The 22,775-nt window shown below is 60.9% G+C and carries 19 protein-coding genes; 8 read left to right on the plus strand and 11 right to left on the minus strand.

Annotation, left to right across the window (positions count from 1 at the left end):
• Positions 1–5: 5 nt before the first annotated feature.
• The 9 genes from FHX11_RS16155 to FHX11_RS16195 form a co-directional block, all read right to left on the minus strand.
• Positions 6–1,037 (minus strand): NADP-dependent oxidoreductase, encoded by a 1,032-nt coding sequence (locus FHX11_RS16155; RefSeq protein ID WP_184358649.1) that lies wholly within the window; start codon positions 1,035–1,037, stop codon positions 6–8.
• Positions 1,038–1,068: 31 nt separating this feature from the next.
• Positions 1,069–1,278 carry a hypothetical protein gene (locus FHX11_RS16160; RefSeq protein WP_184358650.1) on the minus strand — a complete coding sequence of 70 codons (210 nt, stop codon included), beginning with the start codon at positions 1,276–1,278 and terminating at the stop codon, positions 1,069–1,071.
• A gap of 135 nt (positions 1,279–1,413) precedes the next feature.
• Positions 1,414–1,596: a hypothetical protein gene (locus FHX11_RS16165; RefSeq protein ID WP_184358651.1), complete on the minus strand. Its 183-nt coding sequence runs from the start codon at positions 1,594–1,596 to the stop codon at positions 1,414–1,416.
• A gap of 163 nt (positions 1,597–1,759) precedes the next feature.
• Positions 1,760–2,230 carry a hypothetical protein gene (locus tag FHX11_RS16170; protein ID WP_184358652.1) on the minus strand — a complete coding sequence of 157 codons (471 nt, stop codon included), beginning with the start codon at positions 2,228–2,230 and terminating at the stop codon, positions 1,760–1,762.
• Positions 2,231–2,797: 567 nt separating this feature from the next.
• Positions 2,798–3,277 (minus strand): helix-turn-helix transcriptional regulator, encoded by a 480-nt coding sequence (locus FHX11_RS16175; protein ID WP_246781027.1) that lies wholly within the window; start codon positions 3,275–3,277, stop codon positions 2,798–2,800.
• Between the two features lie 432 nt (positions 3,278–3,709).
• Complete coding sequence (locus FHX11_RS16180) at positions 3,710–4,126, minus strand: hypothetical protein (RefSeq protein WP_246781028.1); 417 nt, start codon at positions 4,124–4,126, stop codon at positions 3,710–3,712.
• 258 nt (positions 4,127–4,384) lie between these two features.
• Positions 4,385–5,752 (minus strand): polysaccharide biosynthesis/export family protein, encoded by a 1,368-nt coding sequence (locus tag FHX11_RS16185; RefSeq protein ID WP_184358653.1) that lies wholly within the window; start codon positions 5,750–5,752, stop codon positions 4,385–4,387.
• Between the two features lie 12 nt (positions 5,753–5,764).
• Entirely contained in the window at positions 5,765–6,928 is a 1,164-nt protein-coding gene (locus FHX11_RS16190; protein WP_184358654.1) for a glycosyltransferase, read from the minus strand.
• 92 nt (positions 6,929–7,020) lie between these two features.
• Positions 7,021–8,145 carry an IS630 family transposase gene (locus FHX11_RS16195; RefSeq protein ID WP_184358655.1) on the minus strand — a complete coding sequence of 375 codons (1,125 nt, stop codon included), beginning with the start codon at positions 8,143–8,145 and terminating at the stop codon, positions 7,021–7,023.
• 276 nt (positions 8,146–8,421) lie between these two features.
• On the opposite strand from FHX11_RS16195, the gene FHX11_RS16200 reads away from it, so the two are divergent.
• The 6 genes from FHX11_RS16200 to FHX11_RS16225 all read left to right on the plus strand — a co-directional run bounded on the left by FHX11_RS16200 (position 8,422) and on the right by FHX11_RS16225 (position 16,313).
• Positions 8,422–9,147, plus strand: a complete 726-nt coding sequence (locus tag FHX11_RS16200; RefSeq protein ID WP_184358656.1) for a sugar transferase — start codon at positions 8,422–8,424, stop codon at positions 9,145–9,147.
• Between the two features lie 156 nt (positions 9,148–9,303).
• Entirely contained in the window at positions 9,304–9,996 is a 693-nt protein-coding gene (locus tag FHX11_RS16205) for a class I SAM-dependent methyltransferase (protein ID WP_184358657.1), read from the plus strand.
• A gap of 98 nt (positions 9,997–10,094) precedes the next feature.
• On the plus strand, positions 10,095–11,498 hold the full coding sequence (locus FHX11_RS16210) for a hypothetical protein (protein ID WP_184358658.1): 1,404 nt from the start codon (positions 10,095–10,097) through the stop codon (positions 11,496–11,498).
• Positions 11,495–13,534: a glycosyltransferase gene (locus FHX11_RS16215; protein WP_184358659.1), complete on the plus strand. Its 2,040-nt coding sequence runs from the start codon at positions 11,495–11,497 to the stop codon at positions 13,532–13,534. Before FHX11_RS16210 ends, FHX11_RS16215 begins: the two co-directional genes overlap by 4 nt.
• Positions 13,531–15,258, plus strand: a complete 1,728-nt coding sequence (locus FHX11_RS16220; RefSeq protein WP_184358660.1) for a Wzz/FepE/Etk N-terminal domain-containing protein — start codon at positions 13,531–13,533, stop codon at positions 15,256–15,258. The genes FHX11_RS16215 and FHX11_RS16220 overlap by 4 nt, the downstream gene beginning before the upstream one ends.
• 50 nt (positions 15,259–15,308) lie before the next feature.
• Positions 15,309–16,313, plus strand: a complete 1,005-nt coding sequence (locus tag FHX11_RS16225; protein WP_184358661.1) for a glycosyltransferase family 2 protein — start codon at positions 15,309–15,311, stop codon at positions 16,311–16,313.
• Between the two features lie 13 nt (positions 16,314–16,326).
• Here the strand turns inward: FHX11_RS16225 and FHX11_RS16230 are convergent, their stop codons facing one another.
• Together FHX11_RS16230 and FHX11_RS16235 are read right to left on the minus strand one after the other, a co-directional pair.
• A complete protein-coding gene (locus tag FHX11_RS16230) occupies positions 16,327–17,769 on the minus strand; it encodes an oligosaccharide flippase family protein (protein ID WP_184358662.1) in 1,443 nt (480 codons plus the stop codon).
• A 91-nt stretch (positions 17,770–17,860) separates the two neighbouring features.
• Positions 17,861–19,828 (minus strand): HAD hydrolase-like protein, encoded by a 1,968-nt coding sequence (locus FHX11_RS16235; protein WP_184358663.1) that lies wholly within the window; start codon positions 19,826–19,828, stop codon positions 17,861–17,863.
• 305 nt (positions 19,829–20,133) lie between these two features.
• On the opposite strand from FHX11_RS16235, the gene FHX11_RS16240 reads away from it, so the two are divergent.
• Both FHX11_RS16240 and FHX11_RS16245 read left to right on the plus strand, forming a co-directional pair.
• On the plus strand, positions 20,134–21,474 hold the full coding sequence (locus FHX11_RS16240) for an NAD(P)-binding protein (RefSeq protein WP_184358664.1): 1,341 nt from the start codon (positions 20,134–20,136) through the stop codon (positions 21,472–21,474).
• Positions 21,475–21,672: 198 nt separating this feature from the next.
• On the plus strand, positions 21,673–22,755 hold the full coding sequence (locus tag FHX11_RS16245) for a glycosyltransferase family 4 protein (protein ID WP_184358665.1): 1,083 nt from the start codon (positions 21,673–21,675) through the stop codon (positions 22,753–22,755).
• The last annotated feature ends 20 nt before the right edge of the window (positions 22,756–22,775 follow it).

Genomic DNA, 22,775 nt, shown 5'->3' on the forward strand with positions numbered 1-22,775 from the left:
GCGGATCAGGTGTTCGAAACCCGGATCACCAGTTTTCCGAAATTCTTGCCGTCCAGCAGGCCGATGAAGGCGGCCGGCGCGTTTTCCAGCCCGTCGACGATGTCTTCCCGGTATTTCAACCGGCCGCTGGCGATCCAGGCGCTCGCCTCGCGCTCGAAATCGGGCCGTTGATCCGCGAATTCCCGCTGGATGAAGCCGCGCAGCAACAGGCTTTTCTTCAGGATATCGCGCATCGTTGCCGGAAGCCGGTCCGGCCCCTGCAGGTCCGCCGCCGTCGCATTGTAATGCGCGATCAGGCCGCAGACGGGCACGCGGGCGAAGTCGTTGAGCAGCGGGGCGACCGCCGACCAGACATGGCCGCCGACATTCTCGAAATAGACATCGATCCCCCGTGGGCAGGCGGCCGCGAGTTCCTCGGCGAAATTCGTCGAGCGGTGGTCGATCACGGCATCGAAACCAAGCTCGTCGCGAACGAAGTCGCATTTCTCCCGGCCGCCGGCAATGCCGACCGCCCGCGCCCCCATGATCCGCGCGATCTGGCCGACGGCGGAGCCGACAGGCCCGCTTGCCGCCGCGACGACGACTGTTTCGCCGGGCTTCGGCTTGCCGATGTTGCGCAGGCCGGCATAGGCGGTGAAGCCCGGCATGCCGAGAACGCCGAGCGCCGTCGACACCGGATAGGCCTTGGCGTCGAGCTTGCGTATTTCGCTTGCCTTGGCGATCGCCCGGCTCTGCCATCCCGAATGGGAAAGGACGATGTCGCCAGGCTTGAAGGCGGGATCGGCACTTTCCACGACGCGGGCCACCGTGCCGCCCTCCATCACGGCGCCGATCGCGACCGGCTTGGCATAGGATTTTGCGTCATCCATGCGCCCGCGCATATAGGGATCGAGCGACAGATAGAGGATGTCGAGCAGAACCTCGCCTTTGGAAGGTTCGGGCAAGCGGACCGTCTCCAGCCTGAAATTGTCAGGCTTCGGCCGTCCCTCGGGCCGGGAAGCAAGGACGATGCGTGTGGTGATCTGTTTGTCTGACATCGGAAATTCTCCCATGCGATCCGCGATCGCATTATCCCTCGGTGACAAGCCCGTCGTAGACTTCGAGCAGCGCCGTCGTGATCGCCGAGCCCAGCTCGTTGCCGCCGGTCCGGATATCCTCCTCATTGCCATCCCGAACGGCCAGCGCCAAGGCCGTTCCCTGCTGGCTGACAATCTCCTTCGCTCTCTCGATCGCCCAAAGGGTGAAATCATTGCGGTTGTCGATTGCGACGGTTTCCATTGCTGTTTCCTCTCATGATGCCAAGTCGCCGATGGCTTCGGCATGCCGCGTTCGTCCGCATTGGGCACGATATTGTTTTTCACGCGCTTTTCGACGGGAGGATAGCCGAAAGCGATGCCGGCCGTCCTTATTCATTTATCCAGCACTGGCAGCCGTTATGCCGGTCGGAAATAGTCCGGCCCAACCCAGAACCGCCACGGCGGCGATGACGAGGCAGAACCACATGACGACATAATCATTGGCCAGCCTCCTGTTCAGCGCCGCCAGAACGAGCGCGACACTGAAGGCGAGCCAAAGAAGATTGCAGATATGATCCATTTTGTCCGTTCCCTTTATTCTTTGCCCTCCCGTTATCGGAGGTTAGCCGGATGGAAGGGCAAGAGATAGAGTGGGAGCGGGATTGAGGGTTGCGTAAAGTGGATATCGCCGTTTTGCCCGCGATATCCCGTCACCGGATCGATGCCGGAAAGTCCCGGCGGTGTCAGCGGCCGCTGGTTCGCGCCGCCACCAGCGGGATCGAGCGCCTGTCGGGAAGGGCGGAGGCCGGTTTTCTGAGAGGAGAGACCGGCACGAGCGGCTTGCCGCTCTTGACGGTCTTTTCGAGCCGCTTGCTCGGCGCGCGGCGGGGAAGGGCATTGGTTGCGACCGGCGCCATCTTGTTCGCCCTGTTCGCGCCCAACCAGCGGGCGATGGCGTCGAAACCCGGCTGAACCGCGCGCTTCACCTCGGTAGTGAGTTCGGCTTCCATATCGCAGGCAAGGGCGATTGCCTGCCAATCGATCTTGCCGGCTCGTGCCGGCGGATGCGACCGGAACTGCACAAGACCGATCATATAGGCCCGAACATTTTCGAAGGTCCGCTGCTGCAGCAAGGACTCGAGCCTCACCGTGCAGAAATCCGAGATCTTGCGTTGGAATATCTCGGGGGAAGAAAATTGATTGTTGGGAGCCATTCATAAATTCCTTGCGGGCATTGCGGCGCGAGCGCCGGGGTGTGGCCTGCTAAGGCAGCCAGGTTAAGAAAACGCAAATGCGGAACCCGCCGTTGCCGGCTTCGCATCGCTTTCGTCCGGCGCCAAAATTAGGCCGATTTTTGGGATTGCCGGGGGCGAGCCCCGTCTTTGAAGATTGGTTTGCGAGTGAAAGAGGCGCCGATATAGTCGCTGCGCACCGGCTTTGTCCAGTGCGTCAATTCAATTCACAAGCCCCAGCCGTCATCGTCTTCTTCGGGCAGGTGCGGTCCGACGATGAGGTTGAGAGCGTAGACAATGGCGGCAAGCAGGATCAGGCAGCTTAGGAGAGCCATTTTGAGCCTGCGAATTGCGGCAAGTGGGCCAAGTGACGAATCCCCGTGATCGGCGCGGCGAGATGCAGGCCGATGCTTCCATCGGCTACAATCCGACACCGGCGGCAATGGGGCTCGGATATTTCCAAACATTATGAATTGTGGAATTTTGTGCACGCGCTTGCATGGCCAATCGGCCGGGAGACCGGTTGCTTGTCCTCATGGGAGGGATCGTTCAAAGGCCGGGCGTCTGCCTGGTTTCCGGCGTCGTCTCTTTCGGCTGCACCACGGCTTCCAGAAGCCCTATGATCGCTTTGCGCACATGTGGCATGGACGCCAGGAAGGCTTTTGCCAGGCGCCGGCCCTCGGCGGTGCCGAGGATCACGGTGAGGATTTCCTTTTCCGTATCGGTCGGCTCTCTTTCGTCCACGTCGACCAGGCCTTCAAAAAAATAGGAAACGGGCCGGTGCAGCGCCCTGGCAATTTCGAACAGTCTGGAGGCGCTGACCCGGTTGGTGCCGAATTCGTATTTCTGGATCTGTTGAAAGGTCAGGCCGAGACATTTCGCCAGCGATTCCTGAGACATTCCTCGCCTCTTGCGCGCAAAGCGAATTTGGCGCCCGACATAAATATCCACGGGATGGCGGCCCAGCTCGCTGGTTGTCGCATTGCCCGGATTTCTTGCAGTTACCATACCATTCATGACAGCATCCAATCTGCTCCATCCTCCCCCGCTTGCGCGAGGAGCGGTAGCATCTTCATAGTTACGGTCAAAAATCACTGCCTCGAAAATGCAGAATACCCGGTGCGAATATTGAGATACTCGCATGACGATAAGAAGTTATATTGGTTTATACCATAAATACCAATATAATATCAAGGATTTCATTTTGATATGGCTCGAATTTTCTATCCTCTATTTCCCGGTTTCGTGCCGAGATGACAAGATCAGCGATGCGATAACTTCACATTCGCTCCGACGCCGGGCGGATCGGTATGCAACAATATTTGGTGAAGGGAGAGACGAGCCGCAAGGGCTCGAAAGGCGGTGTCTTGCTGGGAAAGGTTCAATCACCGCAAGCAATTTGGTGCCGCGTTTGACCAAGCGATGCCGGCATCGGCAATGTCTGTGAGCGGGATAGCGGTTTCAATCCTGGATGCGCGGCTGAGCTTTTTCCGCCTTGCGGCTTTCCGGTTCGGCCTGGGGCGCCCTGTCCCCGAGACCATGGAATGGACCATAGGCGAACAATCCCGATTTCGTCTGCGCAGGCGCCCTGCTGCGATCGCGTCCGAGCAACTTTACATAGACGAGATAGAACAGCAGATGCGGGAAAAGGTAACCGGCTTCAAGAACGACGGCCAAAATCGCGGACCAGATGGCAAGCTCCGCCGCCGAATGTCCCGAACCGATATTCGTCACCACATAGCCCGCGATGATCAGCACGACGATAATGGTGAAATGCAGGATAGGCACTCTGAGGGCGCATAAAACACCGACCGCAAATGAAAGAAAGAGGCCCCATGCCATCAAACGTTCAGCTCCGAGCATCCGATCCGGAATCAAGACTGATACTGAAAAGTATTATCAGTGATCTCAGCCCGCAGAACAAGCTTGAAATGGTGCCGAGCACTGTAATTCGCAGTTGTCGCCGGGTTTATCCCGTCATGGTAATTGGATGGGGTCGAGGCTTTACCACCCTGAGGAGAAGTCCGTGTGAACTCAGCTCGCGCGACCTGTCGCCGGGGCCCGCCGACGGGCGATCCGAGCTCTCCGAAGGGTTGAGCGACGGGGTCGGTCAGGCGGGTTGATTGTCGCCGTCATTCAGGGTGAGAGGCTCGGTTTGATACCGCTATCCGTTGTCCGGATGGGCGTTGCCGCCTTCTGGTCTTCCACGCGGATGACGTCGCCGGGAGCGACGAGATCATTGTCGCTGACGGTGATCGTGCGCAAGTTGCCGTCGACGATGCGATCGATCGTCGTCCGGAGAATGCGCTGACCGTCCGCGGATGCCAGGCTCGCCGCCGCCGCCGGCGCGCGGGCCTCGATATTTTCAAGCAGAGCCCGCGTCGTCGCGGTCTTTTCGCGATTGGAGGCAAGGCGTTCGCGCACTTCCGCCGCCTCGGTCAATGCCTGCACGCGATAGCGGTTGCGAACGTCGGCGATGTCGCCTTCCGCCTTGGCGATATCCTGTCTCGCCTTGAGGTTGGCGAGCGCGACGTCCAGATTCTGGCTTTCGAGCTGCGCCAGGTTCTGGTTGGCGCCGAGCTCGCGGGAGGACACGGTCAGCCCTTGCGCGATCAGCTTGTTGACCGTGCCCACATCCTTGTTGGCGAGTTCGATCTGCTTGGCCAGCGAAACGGCTTTGGAATTCAGCGCCTCTATCTGGTTCGTAGCAAGAAGCTTGGTCTGGTTGAGGGCATCGATTTCGGTGTTCATGGATCGCTGCCGCGTGTCGAACAGGTCCTGTTCCTCGCGCATCATGCGCCCGATGATCTCGTCGTCGGCGCCGAGAGCCAGGTCCGACGGAAAGGTGATTGCGGGCTGGCCCTCCGTGATGGCGTCGAGACGCGCCTGCCGGGCAAGAAGCCCGAGGCGCTCGACCTCGAGCATCCGAAGGTCGCCGCGGGCAACCAGGGCGTCCCGCTGCAAGTTGACGAGGCTCGGGTCTATGAGCCCGAAGATGCCGCCGGCCATGCTGAGCGCTTGAACCACCGTGAGGCCGGGGCTGTAGCTATATTTTCCCGGCCTGGTCACCAGCCCGGTCAGGAAGAACGGCCGGTATTCCGAGACTTCCACCGAGGCGTTCGGGCGCTTCTGCATGCCGACCTGCGTCTTCAGGCGTTCGCCGATGGAATCGGATACCTGCTCGAGGGTCAGTCCCGCGGCCGGCACGGTTCCGATGATGGGAAGGGACAGGTTGCCCGCCGTCGAGATCACGAACTCCCCGGTCAGCGGCGCCCACTCGACCGTCGTGCCGGCCATGGGCCGCCATTCGAATACCCTGATCCTGAGCTTGTCCTGGGGGCCGAGAATATAGTCATCCGCAAGCGCATGCGATCCGCCCAGTATTTCCAGAAATGCTGCAGCTGCGAGAAACGCCAGCCCGAAGCCGGAAAGACGGCGGCGCCGGACGTTGACGATCGCCGCGCCGCAATCCGCTTGCCCATACGATAAAGCCTGTGGTCGCATGATCTAGTACTCCTACCGATCCAATCGGCGGCGATCCCCCACAAGGTTCACGTCGCGAAGAGGGGGCCGCGCGTGACCGATGCTGGCGCGTTCGATCAGGGATTTGTTGACGAAGGATTTGAATTTCTCGATGAAGACGTCCGTCCTGAATTCCGCCGCGCGCGCCACGGCATCGGCCGGATTGAAATCGATGCGGTCGAAGTACTCGATCGCGTCGATCATCGCCTCCACCGTCTGCGTGGAGAAGAAGACGCCGGTCTTGTCGGACACGACCGTTTCGGTCGCGCCGCCGCGGCCGAATGCGATGACCGGACGCCCGCTCGCCATGGCTTCGACCGGTACGATCCCGAAATCCTCCTCGCCGGGAAAGACAAGCGCCTTGCAGCGCGCATATTCCCGCTTCAGGACGTCGAAGGGCTGCGGTCCCATGATCGTCACCGTCGGGCCGGCTATCCGCTGCAGGCGGTCGAGCATCTCGCCGCCGCCGATGACGATGAGCTTCGTCTTCATCCGGTTGAAGGCTTCCACGGCAAGATCGGGCCGCTTGTAGCTGACCAGTTCCCCCACCATCAGATAGTGGTCGCCGATCTCCGACGGCGGAACGGGATGAAAGGCGGTGGTATCCACCGGAGGGTGAATGATTTCCGCATCCCGACGGTAGTAGCTCTTGATGCGCTGCGCCACGGTTGCGGAGTTTGCGGCGAAATCGTCGACGCGGTTGGCGGTTGCGACGTCCCAGGTTCTCAAATAATGCGCGAGCGGCGGCATCATCAACCGGGTCATCAGGCCGGAACTGTCATAGTATTTGTTATACATGTTCCAGATGTATCGCATCGGCGAATGACAGTAACAAACATGTAAAGCGGTAGAATTCGGTATTATACCCTTCGAAGGGCCGGATTCGCTGCTGATGACGAGGTCGTATTCATGAAGATCCATCTGCTCCAGCGCCATGGGCATCAGGGGCAGATATTTTTTGTAGAGTTTCCGGGCATAGGGAAGCTGATCGATGAAAGTCGTATGAATCCGGTGCCTTTTGATGACGTCGGAAATGGCCGAGGGGTCATAGACATGCGTGAAAATATCCGCGCACGGATACATTCTGCAAAGGGCTTCCAAAACCTTCTCTCCTCCGCGCATGCCAACCAGCCAATAATGTATGATTGCAACGCGCATGGAGTACTCCAGAAACAAAAATGAGATCGTTACAGTCTATCCGAACGTATAGTTCGACAATATTGCTGTAATTCTCTCGTATTCGCGTGGTGCTAAAGATCGGGATACGATATATGCTTTACGTCTTGCCGAAATCGTTTGGCGGGAGAGCGAGCTTCTCCGGCCTCCTTGACCCACCTGAAGGCTTTGAGATGTTTGTTGTGGCGCTCGATGAAGGCCTGGATATCGGCTTCGATCTGGCCGGCTGACGTGCCGAGGTCGTGCTGCGGCAGCCTGCGGGTCAATTCGGCAAGCCAGGTCTCGACCTGGTGGAACCAGGAGGCCGACGTGGGCGTGAAGTGAAGGTGGTAGCGCGGCCGGCGCGCCAGCCAGGATCGGATCGCCGCGACCTTATGGGTCGCGTAGTTATCCATGATGATATGGACATCGAGGCCGGGGGCGAGGGTGGCGTCGATCTGCTTCAGGAATTCGAGAAATTCCTTGGTTCCCTGCTTCCTGTAGGATTTCCCGGCGACGAAGCCGGCGACAAGGTCGAGGCTTGCCAACAATGACGCCGTGCTCTGCCGCGCCTGCATTCGCCGCACCGGCGCTTCCGGCAGCGCCGCGGGCAGCGGCCGCTCGCGGTCGAGAACCGCGCGTGTCCGGCTCTCATCGACGCTGAGCGCCAGCGCACGGTTGGGCGGTGAAAGATAGAGGCCGACGATATCGCAGACCCTGTCGGAAAACTGCGGATCGCTTGATAGTTCAAACGCTTGCGAACGATGCGGCTGCAGTCCGAACGCCGCCCATATGCGCCGGATCGTCGTATGCGAAAAGCCCGTGGTCGCGGCCATCGAGCGGATCGACCAATGCAGCCCGTCCTCGGGTGTCGACTGTAGCGTGCGTTCGATGACGGCGACGATCTGGGCATCGTCGATCGTGCGCGGTCGGCCCGGGCGATCTTCGTCGAAGAGACCTTCGACACGGTGCTTGAGGAAGCGCCGCCGCCACTTGCCGACCGTGTTTTCGTGAACATTCATTTCCGCAGCCACCGCCTTGTTGGCGACGCCGTCGGCGCAGCGGAGGATGATCCCGCATCGCTCGCGCATGGATCGCGATGCCTGCTGGTCTTGCCCAATCTGCTGCTCCAGATAGTCCCGTTCTTCCTGGCTCAAAACCAAGGGGGCCGTAGGCCGCCCAGCTACGCTCGCCATTGTTACGCTCCCCGCAAGTCCCATTATAAAAGTACAGATCAATGATACGAAATTAAGTTCCAGCCGAATATTACTATTTTAAAATATATAAATGATAAAGTGCCAAATGTAAGCTTAATAATTCAAATTTAAAATGCGGTATATCCCCGGTTGTTCGCAATTCATACATGTATACTGCGACGCAATAAAGACATTGTCAAATTATTTATTGTTTGTTAACGTAACTCTACATTCAGATGCGGCGATGTCTGAACATATCAGGCGATATTTCTTTATTTCTTTCCAGTATGGAGCAAGCAGATGAGAGAGATTGATCTGAGACGTGAATTCGGGGCATTGGACAACCTGCGGACGCGACGACGGCCTGGCATATCTACCGATCTGACAGCTTCAAGAGCGACCGCCTCTCATGCCTCCTCCGATTCCATCAAGCGTTGTGTCGACATCATTCTGGCGGGGGGCGCCCTCATCATTCTGTCGCCGATGATCCTGATGGTGATGGCAATTCTCTTATTGACGCAGGGTCGGCCGATCTTTGTTGCGCATCGGCGCATCGGCAAGCATGGGGTTTTGTTTCCCTGCCTGAAATTCAGGACCATGGTCACCAATGGTGAAGAGGTGCTTGCACGGCATCTCAAGGCCAATCCGGAGCTGAGGGCCGAGTGGAACGCCACGAGAAAGCTCAAGGACGATCCGCGCATCACGCCGTTCGGAAGGCTTCTGCGCAAGAACAGCGTCGACGAGATCCCCCAGCTCCTGAATGTGCTGCGGGGCGAAATGAGCCTTGTCGGTCCGCGCCCGATCGTCTCGAGCGAAGCGGAGCTCTATGGCGTCTATTTCGCGGATTACATGAAAGTGCGTCCCGGCCTGACCGGCCTTTGGCAAGTCAGCGGGCGCAGCGATACCAGCTATGGCACGCGTGTCGAGCTCGACGCGCGCTACGTGGCCGAGCGCAGTTTCTGGGGCGATGTGATGATCATGGTCAGGACCATTCCAGCGGTTCTGTCCTCGCGGGGCAGCTATTGAACTGTCAGCCATTCTTCGCCCCGAAACGGGCATAGCCGGGTCGTTATTGAACGCGGATGCGATTTTTGACGAGCGAGAGAGCCTGACGGCCGCTCGCGATGACGCATGCCTTCGGGTGGCCCATTACAACTGAACTCTTGGCAAGGAACGGTCAGCTTGCAGGATATTTACGTTTCCGATCATTATGCCGAACTGAACCCGACCTGGCACGAGGAGGATTCTCCCTGGAAGGCGCGTCAGATCGAGGAGATCATCCGAAAGAACGGGCTGCGGTTCGACAGCCTGTGCGAGGTCGGCTGCGGTACGGGTGAGATCCTTCTCAATCTGTCGCGTGCCTTTCCGAAGGTACGGTTCTCCGGATATGAGATTTCGCCGCATGCCTATCAGCGGGCCAAGATGAAGGAGAAGAGCAATGTCTCCTTCCATCTGAGCAACGTCCTTGAAGAAGAGGACGCAAAGCATGACGTCGTCGTGATTGCCGACGTCATAGAGCATGTGGAAGACTATATTTCCTTCATCAAGGGGCTGCGCGCCTGCGGCCGCTACAAGATCTTCCACATCCCGCTCGATCTCTCCGTGCAGTCGCTGCTGCGCGCCTGGCCGATCATGAACCTGCGGGCGAATGTCGGTCACCTGCATTATTTCTTCAAGGATAGCGCGCTTTCGACCCTGAAGGACTGCGGCTATTCCATCATCGACTACAAATACACGGCAAGCCGCCTGGAGCTTCCCAACCAGGCATTGTCCAGCACGCTGATGCGGCTGCCGCGCAAGCTCTTCTTTTCCTTGAATCCGGACCTCGCCGTGCGGGTACTGGGCGGCTACTCCCTTCTCGTTCTGGCAGAGTAGACCTCCATGCCGCGGCTCCGGAAGAATGCTGCAGCCCCATGCGCCGTCGGCTCCAGCCGTGGAGCCGACGCGCCGTCGCATACCGATGAGGCCCTGCCATGAGCATAGAGCCGATCGGTATCGCCGCCATCGTCATCGGGCTGTTCTGCCTGTTGCTCGGCAATGGGGCGACGGTCGTCGCCCTTGCCGTCATGGCGGTGCTGGGGTCGGCGGCGGCGCTGTTCCTCGGTTCGGCGAATATTCAGCCGGGCCATGTTCTTCTGGCATTCCTGGTGCTTGGGGTCATCACGCGGGAGCGAACCGCGCGCGATTTCGTACAGGCCTTGCGCCTCGGCGAACCCGGATTCTGGTTTGCGCTGCTGGTTGCCTACGGTGTGATGAGCGCCTATTTCTCGCCCCGCCTTCTGTCGGGCGAGACGCAGATCGTGCCGCTCGGCACAACCGCTTTTGGCGACACCCGCTCCACTGTGCCGCTGGTGCCCGTATCGAGCAACCTGACGCAGAGCGTCTATATGATCGGCAATCTCATCTGCTTCACGATGACGGTCGCGGTTGCATCCAGCTTCCGTGGTTTTCAGGCGGTGCTGGCGGGACTGCTCGCCTATAGCGTCGCCAATACCGTTTTCGCGATGCTCGATATCACAACCTTTGCGACCGGTTCGCAGGGCCTTCTCGCCTTCATGCGCAATGCGCAATACACGCTGCATACCGATGATCAAATCGCCGGCGTCAAGCGCATCGTCGGTTCCTTCACCGAGGCCTCCTCCTTCGCCCGGTCGACGCTGGGCGTGCTGGGGCTGACCGGAACGCTGTGGATCTGCGGTTACCGTCCGCTGCTGACCGGCTCGATTGCCGCCACCTCGCTGGTGCTGGTGGTGATGTCGACGTCGTCGACGGGCCTGGTCGGCGCGCCGGTCATCACGCTGATCCTCTACGCGACCGCCCTGCAGGTCAGCGCGCGCAAGGGCGCCCGCAGCTTCGCCAGTCTGGCGATCGTCTTCGTGCCGCTGCTGTCGCTTGCCGTCGGCCTTCTGGTGGCGATCGATCCGGACCTGTCGAAATTGGTCTATAACTACGTGGATATTATTGCGCTCGGCAAATCCACCTCCAATTCCGGCATCGAGCGTCATTCCTGGAATGTCGCCGCCTTCCAGAACATCTTCGACAGTTCGGGCGTGGGCGTCGGCCTCGGCACGGCGCGTACCTCCAGCTTCCTGCTCGCCCTCCTCGCCAATGTCGGCATTCCCGGAACCATTTGCTACCTGGCCTTCGCATTCTCGGCTTTCGTCAGGAAGCGCGGCATACCGGGCAGCGTCACGGCCGATGCCCGTCTTGCGGCGCGCAACGGTTGCCTCGGGCTTTTGATCGGCGACATGCTGGTCAGCCCGGTCATCGATCAGGGCCTATTCTTTTGCATGCTGGCAGCCCTTGCCTCGGCGAGACCGGAGCGCCGCGAGCAGGTCGTAAGGACCGGCCATCCCATAGGAGTGATGACCATATGAGTAATTCCGCTCTCTTCGCGGTCAACGGCCGCTTCCTGACACAGAGCCCGACGGGGGTGCAACGCTATGCGTCGAACGTCGTGCGTGCCCTCGACCGCGCGCTCGCCGCGGATAAACGGGCCGTGATCATCGCGCCTTCGGCTGCGCCGGATCCGGGATTGGGCCAGATCCCCCTGATGCGGACGGGCGGTTTGCGCGGGCATGCCTGGGAGCAGATCGCCCTGCCGCTTCAATGGCAGGGGCGGATTCTCAATCTCTGCAATACCGCACCGGCTTGCAGGAGCGATCAAATCGTCTGTATCCACGACGCCAACATCTTTACGGCCCCCGACAGCTACAGCGGCGCCTTTCGCATGGCCTACAGGACATTGCAGCCGCTCCTTGCGCGCCGTTCCGCGCGCATCGCCACGGTTTCGCATGCGGCCGCCCGCCAGATCGCGCGATATCTGCCGGTCCGTCTCGAGGAGATCGCCGTGCTTCCGAACGGCCATGAGCATGCGCTGAGTTGGGACCCGACGCTCGCCCGGGCCGCCAAGCGCTTCGTTGCCGATAGTTTCGCTGGCAACGATCGCCGTTTCATTCTGGCGCTGGGTTCCAAGGCGCGCCACAAGAACCTGACGCTGCTTGTCGACGCGGCGTCGGCGCTCGATGAACTGGGCGTGGACATCGTGATCGCCGGCGGCAGCGCCGAGATTTTCGCTCCCGGCACTCTCGAGAAGAGACCGAACATCCATGTGATCGGGCGCGTGTCGGACCATGATCTTGCCTATTTGCTGGAAAAGGCGCTTTGCCTCGTCTTTCCCTCGCTCATGGAAGGCTTCGGTCTGCCGATCGTCGAAGCCATGGCGCGGGGTTGCCCGGTCGTGGCCTCGCATTGCGCCAGCATGCCGGAAGTCTGCGGCGATGCCGCTCTGCTGGCATCCCCCTCCGATCCCGCGGCCTGGGTCCGGCACATCCGCGCCCTCAAGGAAACGCCGGCGCTTCGTGATGATCTGATCGGAAGAGGCCGCGATCAGGTCCGCCAATTCACCTGGTCGCAGACGGCAGCGGGCTACATGGAGCTGCTGGAGCGGCCGGCGGCACGGCATGCGGTCCATAGCAAGCCGATTGCGCCAGCCGCTTCGCGCGTGGCGGTCGTCGTCGCCACGCGCGGCCGTCCGGATATCGTCAGCGCGACGGTGCGCCATCTGCTTGCCACGCAGACGCTGCAACCGATATCGGTTATCGTGTCCTGCATCGATGTTGCGGATGCCGGCGATCTGGTCGAACATCCGCGGGTGACGGTGGTGACCGGTCCGTCCGGCCTTACCAGGCAGCGCAACACGGCTTTTTCGATGCTGCCCGAAGCGACCGAGGTCGTTGCCTTCTTCGATGACGATTTCATCGCCGACAAGGATTGGCTCGCCGTCGCCGCCAGAACCTTCCGCGACGACAGCCGCATCGTCGGCTTCACCGGCCGTGTTCTGGCCGACGGCGTCAACGGGCCTGGCATCAGCTTCGCGGAAGCCCTGCGCATGATGGCCAAAGTCGGGCCGAGCGACTGGGATTGGGTGGAGCCGTATAGCCCCTATGGCTGCAATATGGCGTTCCGGGCCGGGTCCATCGGACAGACACGATTTGACGAGCGGCTGGTTCTCTATGGCTGGCTGGAGGATCGCGACTTCGCGGCGGCTCTTGCCAAGAGCGGCGGGCGCTTCGTCAAATATGCCGAAGCCTATGGTGTGCACATGGGCGTCAAGAACGGCCGCGTCAGCGGCGACCGTTTCGGCTATTCGCAGGTCATAAACCCGATCTACATGCTGCGCAAAGGCACGATGCCGGGCACGAAGGTCGCCAGTCACATCTTCTGCAACATGGCAATGAACTTTTCGCGAGCCCTCTGGCCAGAGCCCTTCGTCGACAGGCGGGGGCGAGCCAGGGGCAATCTGCTCGCCATCGCCGATCTCTTGCGCGGCCGCCTTGAACCCGAGCGGGCGGCGCAACTCGGGTCGCGCAGCAACACGGGACGGATCAAGCCGGAGGTGACGACGCGATGACACAAAACAGCCCGTCGCTCCTGGAGCGCTCGTCCCGGCTCTGGCGGCTCGACGAACCGCCGCCCCCGGACAATTCCAGCGAAGGACCGGTCGCCCTCTTGCGATCCATGAGCATGCTTGCCCTGCAGCATCGCGTGAAGCTCATCCTGTGCATGGCGATAGGCATCGGCCTGGCGGCTTTCTATGCCCATTCCCTGCCGCGCATCTATACGGCCACGGCCAGCCTGCTGCTCGAACCGCGCCGTTCGGGACTGGCGTCGGGTCAGGATGGGCAAAGCCTCGATCTCAACCGGGCCGACAGCGAGCTGCAGATCATCCGGTCCGAGCGCCTGCTAACGGCGGTTTTCGACAGCCTGGATCTGGAGCACAGCCCGGAGCTCGGGCCGCAGCCGCCCCGCATGCTGGATCTCGCCGTGGGGGATGTGAAGCAGATCCTGAATGGAGGAGCGGGAGACCGGAATGGGCTGGAGACCGGCAAGACCGCCCGCTCCAGCGTGCAAGGTGCTACGGGGGATACCGCAGCGCCCGCCGCCGACGCGCGGCAGGCCGCCTTCCAGAATTTCGCGAGACGCATCGATGCGCGTCGTGTCGGTCAGTCCTATGTGATCGAGATCAGCTACGAATCCACCGATCCCGCGCTTGCCGCACGGGTCGCGAACGCGGCCGTTTCCGGCTATATTCTGCAGGCGGTCGGGTTCAAGTCGGAGATGGCGCAGGCCGGGACCGAGGTGCTGCAATGGCGTCTCGATGCTTTGGCCGCCCAGGTCGACGCCGCGACCGAGGCCATGAAGAACGGCAAGCTTCCGGCCATCCCGACGCCGGACGCCGATGCCCGGATCATCGGTGCGGCGCTGCCGCCGCTTGGTCCCTCCGCGCCGCGGCCAACCCTGATCACGGCTCTCGGCGGCGTGCTCGGCCTGCTTGCCGGCTGCTCCGCCATTGCGCTCAATCTCGCGCTGAACCGCAGGGTACATGGCGCCAAGGAACTGGCGCGCGATACCGGAATAGCATGCCTCGGCGTCCTGCCGGACCTCGACAGCCGCTCCGGCTTTGCAAGGCGGGGCTCTTTCAGCCGCAGCGCCACCATCGTCGTCAATCAGCCCGGCAATCTCTACGCCGTGGCCGTGCGCGATCTGAGAACCTCGATCGAAATCGCCTGCGCGTCGATCCGCAACGAACGCGGCATGGTGGTCGCCGTCGCCGGCTGGGAGGCTGATAACGGGGTCTCGACGCTGTGCCTGAGCCTGGCGCAATTTGCCAGCCGCAGCGGCCGGCATGTGACGCTTTTCAATGCCGAACCGAGCGATGCCGATCGCGGTGAGAAAGGCCCCGATATCTTGGCGACGCCGTCGCTTGCCGATGCGCTGGTCGCCGATATGCGACCGGAACAGGTGGTCTTCGGCAATGGGCGCGGCGATGGCGACGGCATTGCCATGCTGCCGATCCATTCCGCCAATGCCTTGACCAATCTCTATGTCGATTTCCGCGACCGGCGGGCGGCGCGGATCGTCGAGGCGGCACGCGCCAGGGGCGATGTGCTTCTCGGCCTGCCGGCGGTCAGCGGCTCGACGGATGCCTTGGCGCTGGCGAGCCATGCCGACGCGGTGGTGATCGTCGCGAGCGCCGGCCAGACGACGATCGAGCAGGTGAACGATACGCTGCAGCAATTGCGGCGCTCCGGCGCCAATGTGATCGGCACGGTGATCAACCGGGCAAGGGTATGACAAGCATCAACGAAAACCCTGATGGCAATGCCGAAAGGTCAATTGAAAGAATGAAAACGCCCAAACTCGCCATCGTCATCACCTGCTGGAACTATGAGGCCTATGTGACCCGGGCAATCCGCAGCGTCGTTTCGCAGGGCTGCGACGATTGCGAGCTGGTCGTCATCGACGACGGTTCGACGGACGCGTCCTGGGAGCTCATCCAGGGCGAGGGCGTTACCGCCTATCGCATCGAAAACGGCGGGCAGCGGGCGGCGGGCCTCTACGGCCTGGAGCAGACCCGGGCGCCGTTCATCCTGTTTCTCGATGCGGACGACGAATTGGCCCCCGGCTCGCTTGCAACGATCCTGAGAGAGCTGGACGAGGATGTCGCCAAGCTGCAATTTTCGCTGACGCGCATCGATCAGCACGGGCGCGTCACGGGTACGGCGATCGCGCTGGAAAAGTTTCGCGACCGACAAATGCTCGCCGACCGCGTCTTGCGCACGGGCGTCTATACCAGCCCGCCGACTTCGGGAAATGTCTTCAGGCGCGATCTCTGCGAATATCTCCGTGACATGGCGTATGACCGCGCCGTCGATGGGGTGATCCTGTTTGCCGCGCCGTTCCTCGGCGACGTCGTCAGCCTGTCGGAGGAACTCGGGCGCTATCGGGTCCATGGCCGCAATATTTCCGGGCTCGGACGCCCCGTCGATCCGGCATCGCTGCGCCAGGAACTGAACCGCTTCATCCTCCGCATGGACCATTTGCGAGACATTCTGCGGCACTACGATCGGGCCGAGGAACTGGTGCGGCCCGAAGAGACATATTTCTATCTGGAGCGCAGCTTCTATCTGGCAATCGCCGAGGGGCGGCGTCCGTCGCTCCGGCATTTTTTGCTTCTGCTCCGGCGGCTCTGGCGCGAAAACTACCCCGCGAAGGCCAAGCTGACCATCACGGCCTTTTCCCTGCTGACCATGGTGCTGCCCAATCGGCAGGCGCGCCGCGGACTTGCCTATCGGCTGAACACCGGCAAGCGCTCGTCGACCCTGGGATTGCTGCAGGCGCTTCTTTGACGGTCAAGAGCGGTTAACGGCGGCGATCGGCCAGTTCGAGCCGCCCACCGCCGGCGATCAACCGCATGCCCAGGATCAGCAATGTTCCGACATAGGCCGCCGCTCCCGTCGAGACCACGACGGCGAGCTCCAGGACGTGGTTCCAGGCCCGGCCGGCCAACGCGTCCCGCAGCAGCAGCACCCACACAACCATCACGGCGGCGGCAAGGACGATCTTCCATATGTTTGCGAGCTGCGCGGCAAATCCAAGCCCCAGCATGTGGCGGACGGCGCCGAGATAGAAAGCGAACATGATGATCGAGAGGATAATTCTTCCGAACCCCGCCCCTTCGGTCGAAAAGGCATAGAAACCGATCGAGATCAGGGCGACCCGGAAGCACAGATCGGTGGCGTTGAGCCTGAAGATCATATGCGGACGGTCCAGCGCCATGCTGGCGGAATAAAGCGTCTGGAAATAGGGCACGGGAATGACCGCCAGTGACAGCAGGCTCAGCAAGGGTGCGGCATCCTTCCATTTTTCGCCCAGCAGCAGGCCGGTCACCAGATCCGATGTCAGCGATATGCCAACGCAGGCCGGCACGGCGATCAGCATGGCGAAACGCGCCGCCTTAAGAAAGGCTTGCCGCATCCGCTCCGGGTCCGAGTTGATCAGCGAGAAGGCGGCCATGACCGGCTGCAGCGCCGGTCCGATCAGGCTCTGCGTGGGCACGGCGGCCATGTCGCTTGCGACGGCATAGCGGCCGAGCGTCGTGCTGTCGGTGGCGGCGCCGATGAGAAAGCGATCGAATTGCCAGTTCAGCGCCGATATGAGCTGGGCGGAACTGAACCAGCCGATGAAACCGGCGAAATCGGACAGGCGTTTCAAGGAGAACGCCGGCCGATAGGGCGCCAGCACATAGGAGGTCGCAACCGCCGCGATCGAGTTGGTGACGAAATTGGCGACGATGGCCCAGTAGGCGCCCCCCGAAAACACCGTGATGATGGCGACGACGAAGGCGCAGAGCTTTCCGCAGAATTCCATGAGGAAGGTCTGCTGAAAGCCGAGATTGCGCGCGAAATGTACCATTGCCGGACTGTAGAACCCCTTGACGACCGGGCCGATCGCCAGGGCGCCGATCAGCGGGATCAGCTGCGGATTGTGATTGAACATCGAAAAGGGCCAGGCGGCGATCAGCACGATGATCGCGATCAATCCGCTCCTTGCGACGCTGAGCGTAAAGCCGGTGTCGAGATGGCTCTTGTCGATCACGTTCAACCGCACCAGCGCCTGTGTGACGGGCACTTCAAGCACGGTATCGACCACGACGACGAGCGACATGGCGAGCGCCGCCAGGCCGAAATCGGCGGGCGTCAGAATGCGTGCGAGAAACAGGAGTGTGCAGAAGTCGATGATACGGCCGACACAGCGGGACACGACGAGCCAGCCGGCTCCCTTAAAGGCTTTGAACGCAAGCATTCCGAACTCGAGACCTCGCCTATCGCCATATCAATCAAACAGTGTCTAGTCATGCTTCCGGGATGCCGGCGCGGCCGTGGCGCCCTTCATGTCAACGATGCAATCCGGCCGAGACCCGCCGCAGGATGTGCGCCATTTCCAGCGCGGCGAGCAATGGTGGCTTGAACCGGGGAAAGTCGCGCGCGATCGCGCCTTCTCGCCAAAGCTGCGATTTCATCGACATCAGCTTTTCGGTCAGATGCATATCCTGCGGATGATGCAGCACATGCACCATCTCGGTCCGGCCGAAATCGACCGAGCGGGCGCCGACGCCGAGCGCTGCTACATCGCTCTGGCTCGGATTGGTGATGGCGCGCTTGAGACGAAACCAGGCATGATCGACGTCTCGCAACACTTCGGCGCCGCTCGCGATCCTGCCGATATATTGCAGGGCGCCGCCCAGTAACGGATTTCCCGCGGATGGGTCGAGCCTGCCGTAGCCGATCTCACCGGAATTGGCGATGACGGCGCCGTCCGGCGTCTCGCTGAACTGGCGCACCGACGGCAATGCCGGCTCGAATAGGCTTTCGATGACCTGCCAATAGCGCAGGATCACGGTTTCGACCTTGAAGGGGCTGTAGAGATTCTGCTCGACGACAAGACCGGCGACCTTGGGGAAATGATCCTCGCTCAGGCCCTTGTAGTTGCAGCGCGCGAATTGAATGGTTTCGAACCGGCGATCCGGAAAGCCGGCGGCGAGCAGCCGCTGGGTACTGCCGTAAAGGCCGGTATCGCAAAGAACGATGCGGCTTGCCCCACCGGAAATCTGGTCGAGGTGGCGCGTGAAGAGATCGTTCTGCCGACGAATATCATCGAGCACGTCGCTGCCGGCGTTCGTGTCGAGCAGCGGGAAAAACAGCGCGGGATCGAAAGGCTGCCGCCATGAGGCGGGCAGCTCGTAGCTCCGCCCGCCCAGAGCGGAAGCGACATCGGCGAAGCTGCGGCCGCGGAATTCGCGGCCGAGTTCATCCAGCACCGCCGGGCTCCTGGTCATGATCGCCGACCGGGCGGCGACCAGCCGTGAGATCAGGAGATTGTCGCGCTTGAGGTCGAACGGCAGATCGAGCGTCTGCAGGACACGTTCGAATGCTTCCCTGATGCCGATCCCGCCTCTGGCGCAGAACAGTAGTGCCGTGTCTTTGCCAAGCTTGGCCTGTTCGGCGTAGAGCCAGATGAACAGGCAGAACTCCGCGACGATCGGGCCGAAAACTTCCCGGCCGAAGGAGATCCTGTCGTTGAGCGCGGGAACATGGCGGTTGCGGCGCGCCAGACGCTGGCGGATCTGCCGCAGTCCCTCGGTCCTGGCGCCATCGGCGCGCAAGAGGAAACGGTCGAGGCGGCCTTTCGGCAGATGGATCGTCCGAATTCCCATCGCGTCCGGCACTTTCAGATCGGCTCTCTCGTCGTCGCCGATATGCAGAACCTGCCGTGGGGAAACGGCCTCGCTTTCAAGCACGCGGGAAAACAAGTGTCCATGGCGCTTGCTCGCCTGCGCATCCGCGCTCGAATAGATCTTGTCGATGAGCCCCGGACCATGGAAATGGTCGATCAATTCGGCGAGCTGGTCAGCCGAAAGCCCGGTGTCGCTCACCGCGACGATCCTGATGCCGGCCTGCTTGTGCCGCCTCAGCAGCGCGGCAAGCGCCACATTGGCGCACAGCGCCTTTTTTTCGATGGCAAGCTCGATGGCGAGACGATCATCTATCAGCTCCGCGGGCAGGCCGAGCATGCCCAGTTGGCGGCCAATGATATCCCTCAGGCGCACCTCGCCACCGCCATCTGCCGCATTGAGCGCACGATAGCCGAAGCTCTGGGCAAGCAGGCGTGCTTTCACGAGCTCGCTCTGACCGATCGTCAGCCCCCGCTCTCGCAGCAGACGCGCAAATTGCGCCTCGGCCGCCACGATCCGGGATCGCTGCGACTTGCCGCGGCGCAACAACAATGTGTCGAACACGTCGGTGGAAATCAGTTCTATATCGTCGATATGCTGGTCGAAATCGTCAAAACTGCGCCGAGGCACTGAACACCCCCTCGGGATTCACTGTTTCAGTCTAGATTTTCACACGAGATTATTTTCCAGTATCTAACCGAGCATCGCGGGATGGCGCGCTCAATCTGGAGCTTAGACTAACAACATCGCCAAGAATATATCAAGTCACATTTGTGATTAAAAACATATAACTTTAATTTATGTTCCATTTTATTCTTATTTTGACGCGTTTTGCTCGAAATTTGAAAATATTAGGTTGTATATGGCTGGATTTATCTTTTAAATGGCGAAGGTATAAATTTCGTTCTTGGTAGCGTTGAGGTCGGGATGACATCATGAATGACGCAGGCCATCAGATCGTCAGCGAAGCCGTCACCGAGGCCGAATGGTTCGACGCCATCGTCCTTGGAGCTGGTATTTCCGGCTTGGTTTCCGCGTCGCTGCTTGTTCGACAGGGCTGCCGGCGGGTTCTGATTGTCGACGACTATGATCACATCGGCGGCAATCATATCGACTGGACCTCAGGCGGATATACATTCGACATCGGCAGCCTGATCTTTCAGGACGATTCCCCGCTGCTCGACCATTTTCCCGAATTGCTGCCGCTTTATGTGCCGATCGATCCGCAATGGGCGCGACTGAACCCGCAAGGCATGATCACCACTTACCCGATATCGGTCCGCGACGACATTTTCGGCACAGGCTTGGTGGAGATCGTCCGCATCTTCGCATCCGTCCTTTATGCCCGTCTGTTCCAGCGGGACATGCGCAATGCGCGGGATTTCGCGCGCTATTGGATCGGCGCCTACCTGCTCCACCGCTCCGGCCTCCAGTCCTATATGAAGCGTTTCTATGGGATCGCGACGGACGGAATAGACATCGATCTCGCCCGCAAGCGGATGCTCTGGATCAGCGAGCATGCGTCGTTGCGAAATTTGCTTTCGCGCGTGCTGAAGCCGACGCAGCAAGGTCGGCGCAATCGGCAAATGGCCCGTCCGCGGGAGGGATTTCGATTTCTCTATCGGGCGGCGGCCGAGCGGCTGGAAAAGGCTGGCGCCGAATTTCACCTCGCCGCGGAAATGCGGACGATCCACAAGGTCCAGGACCAGTTTCATCTGCAGCTCAAGGAAAGGATCGTTGCGTCCGGCCGCATTATTTCGACCATTCCCATTCATCGGGCCGAGCAATTATGCGGCATCGAATCCGGACAGAAACTCGATACGATCACGCTCATCGGCCTTTACTTCAGCTTTGCCGGCGATCGCGGCTTTCGCCAATCGATCATCTATAATTTTTCCCATGAGGGCGCCTGGAAACGGCTGACCATGTATTCGGATTTCTATGGCCAGGCGGATGGCCGCGAATATTTCACGGCGGAAGTCATCGGCAATCACATCGGCGGCTCGATCCCGCGCGCCGAACGCGATTTCAGGGATCACGTCCATGCCAACGGATTGTTTCGGGGCGATCTCCGGCTGGAGGGAAGCTGCATTCTCGAGAATGCCTATCCGATCTACAGCCAAGGCGCGGCCCAGCGCGCGGCGGAAGCGATCGGCAGGCTTCGAGCCTTCGGACTTGAATCCCTCGGGCGTCAGGGCGGCTTCAATTATCAACCGACGGCGCGCGCTTCCACGGTCGAGGCCGAGGCGGCGCTGCGCGAGACGCAGGCAAGCTAAAGCATGTCGTGCAGGAGTGTATGCGGTTTTGCGACCACGACATGCACAAAATCAAAGACTTAAGCGCGAGGCGCGAATCTGGAGATCGCGATGCGCTTTAGGTAATGCCCCGTTAAACCGGGGGAGTTGGAGATGATGTGCCTGTCCGCCCCTCCCTGGCGGACTTCCATGTGTTGACAGCGGTATTGGATTTGTTTCATGCGAATTCTGCATATTCTCAATCATACGAATAGGCTGAACGGCCATGTCCATGCGGCGGTCGATCTGGCCTGTGCCCAGGCCCGGCTTGGACATGATGTCTGTGTGGCAAGCGGCGGCGGCGACTTCGATCAGTTGCTGCACAGGAACAATGTCGCGACCGTGGTGATCGATCACCAGAGAAAGCCGCTCATCCTGCTCAAATCCAGCCTGGCGCTGCGCAAGCATATTCGCGCCCGCCAGGTGGACATCGTCCATGCCCATATGATGACGAGCGCGGTTCTGGCCTGGCCGATCTGCAAGACCGCCGGCATCCCTCTCGTCACCACGGTGCACAATGAGTTCGAGAGGAGCGCCATCCTGATGGGGCTGGGAACCAAGGTGATTGCCGTCAGCGAGGCGGTCAGCGCCTCGATGCGCAAGCGCGGCGTGCCGGCCGCGAAGCTTCGTGTCGTCCTGAACGGCACGATCGGCTCGACCCGCTTCGAAAACCGCAGCCGGTTGCCGGTTGCCCTGGGATCGCCGAGCATCCTCTTCGTCGGGGGTCTGCACCCCCGCAAGGGCCTGCCCGATCTCTTCGAGGCCTTTCGGCTTGTGCATGGCAAACATCCCGCCGTCCGGCTTCATATCGTCGGTGAAGGACCGTTCCATGCGGCCTACCGGGAGATGGTCGGCCAGCTGGATTGCGCCGAAGCCGTTACATTCCACGGCGCAAAGGACGACCCGTATCCATGGATGGCGGGCGCCGACATTTTCGTTCTTCCCTCTCATGCCGATCCGGCACCTCTGGTGCTTTCGGAAGCGCGCGAGGCGCGTTGTGCCGTCGTCGGAACCGAGGTCGACGGGATTCCGCAGCTCCTGGAATATGGCGCGGCCGGCATTCTGGTGCCGCCGCGCGACCCCCAGCCATTGGCCGCCGCTCTCTGCGGCCTGCTGGCCGATCCCGCTCGCATGGAGGAGTGGAAGGATCGAAGCCAGGTGCGGATCGAACGGCTGACGATCGATCGGGTCGCGCGCGAGACCATGGATGTCTACGACAGCGCCCTTGCGCCGACGTCGCGGGCCGCACCCGCCGCCGCATAACGCGACACCCCGAAAGATGA

Origin of the sequence: Rhizobium sp. BK602, assembly GCF_014195095.1 — a bacterium.
Taxonomy (GTDB): domain Bacteria; phylum Pseudomonadota; class Alphaproteobacteria; order Rhizobiales; family Rhizobiaceae; genus Rhizobium.

Excerpts from the sequence above, each read along its gene's own strand:
- FHX11_RS16155 (WP_184358649.1), bottom strand. The coding sequence starts at position 1,037 with ATGTCAGACAAACAGATCACCACACGCATCGTCCTTGCTTCCCGGCCC.
- FHX11_RS16160 (WP_184358650.1), bottom strand. The coding sequence starts at position 1,278 with ATGGAAACCGTCGCAATCGACAACCGCAATGATTTCACCCTTTGGGCG.
- FHX11_RS16165 (WP_184358651.1), bottom strand. The coding sequence starts at position 1,596 with ATGGATCATATCTGCAATCTTCTTTGGCTCGCCTTCAGTGTCGCGCTC.
- FHX11_RS16170 (WP_184358652.1), bottom strand. The coding sequence starts at position 2,230 with ATGGCTCCCAACAATCAATTTTCTTCCCCCGAGATATTCCAACGCAAG.
- FHX11_RS16185 (WP_184358653.1), bottom strand. The coding sequence starts at position 5,752 with ATGCGACCACAGGCTTTATCGTATGGGCAAGCGGATTGCGGCGCGGCG.
- FHX11_RS16190 (WP_184358654.1), bottom strand. The coding sequence starts at position 6,928 with ATGCGCGTTGCAATCATACATTATTGGCTGGTTGGCATGCGCGGAGGA.
- FHX11_RS16195 (WP_184358655.1), bottom strand. The coding sequence starts at position 8,145 with ATGGGACTTGCGGGGAGCGTAACAATGGCGAGCGTAGCTGGGCGGCCT.
- FHX11_RS16200 (WP_184358656.1), top strand. The coding sequence starts at position 8,422 with ATGAGAGAGATTGATCTGAGACGTGAATTCGGGGCATTGGACAACCTG.
- FHX11_RS16210 (WP_184358658.1), top strand. The coding sequence starts at position 10,095 with ATGAGCATAGAGCCGATCGGTATCGCCGCCATCGTCATCGGGCTGTTC.
- FHX11_RS16215 (WP_184358659.1), top strand. The coding sequence starts at position 11,495 with ATGAGTAATTCCGCTCTCTTCGCGGTCAACGGCCGCTTCCTGACACAG.
- FHX11_RS16220 (WP_184358660.1), top strand. The coding sequence starts at position 13,531 with ATGACACAAAACAGCCCGTCGCTCCTGGAGCGCTCGTCCCGGCTCTGG.
- FHX11_RS16225 (WP_184358661.1), top strand. The coding sequence starts at position 15,309 with ATGAAAACGCCCAAACTCGCCATCGTCATCACCTGCTGGAACTATGAG.
- FHX11_RS16230 (WP_184358662.1), bottom strand. The coding sequence starts at position 17,769 with ATGCTTGCGTTCAAAGCCTTTAAGGGAGCCGGCTGGCTCGTCGTGTCC.
- FHX11_RS16240 (WP_184358664.1), top strand. The coding sequence starts at position 20,134 with ATGAATGACGCAGGCCATCAGATCGTCAGCGAAGCCGTCACCGAGGCC.
- FHX11_RS16245 (WP_184358665.1), top strand. The coding sequence starts at position 21,673 with ATGCGAATTCTGCATATTCTCAATCATACGAATAGGCTGAACGGCCAT.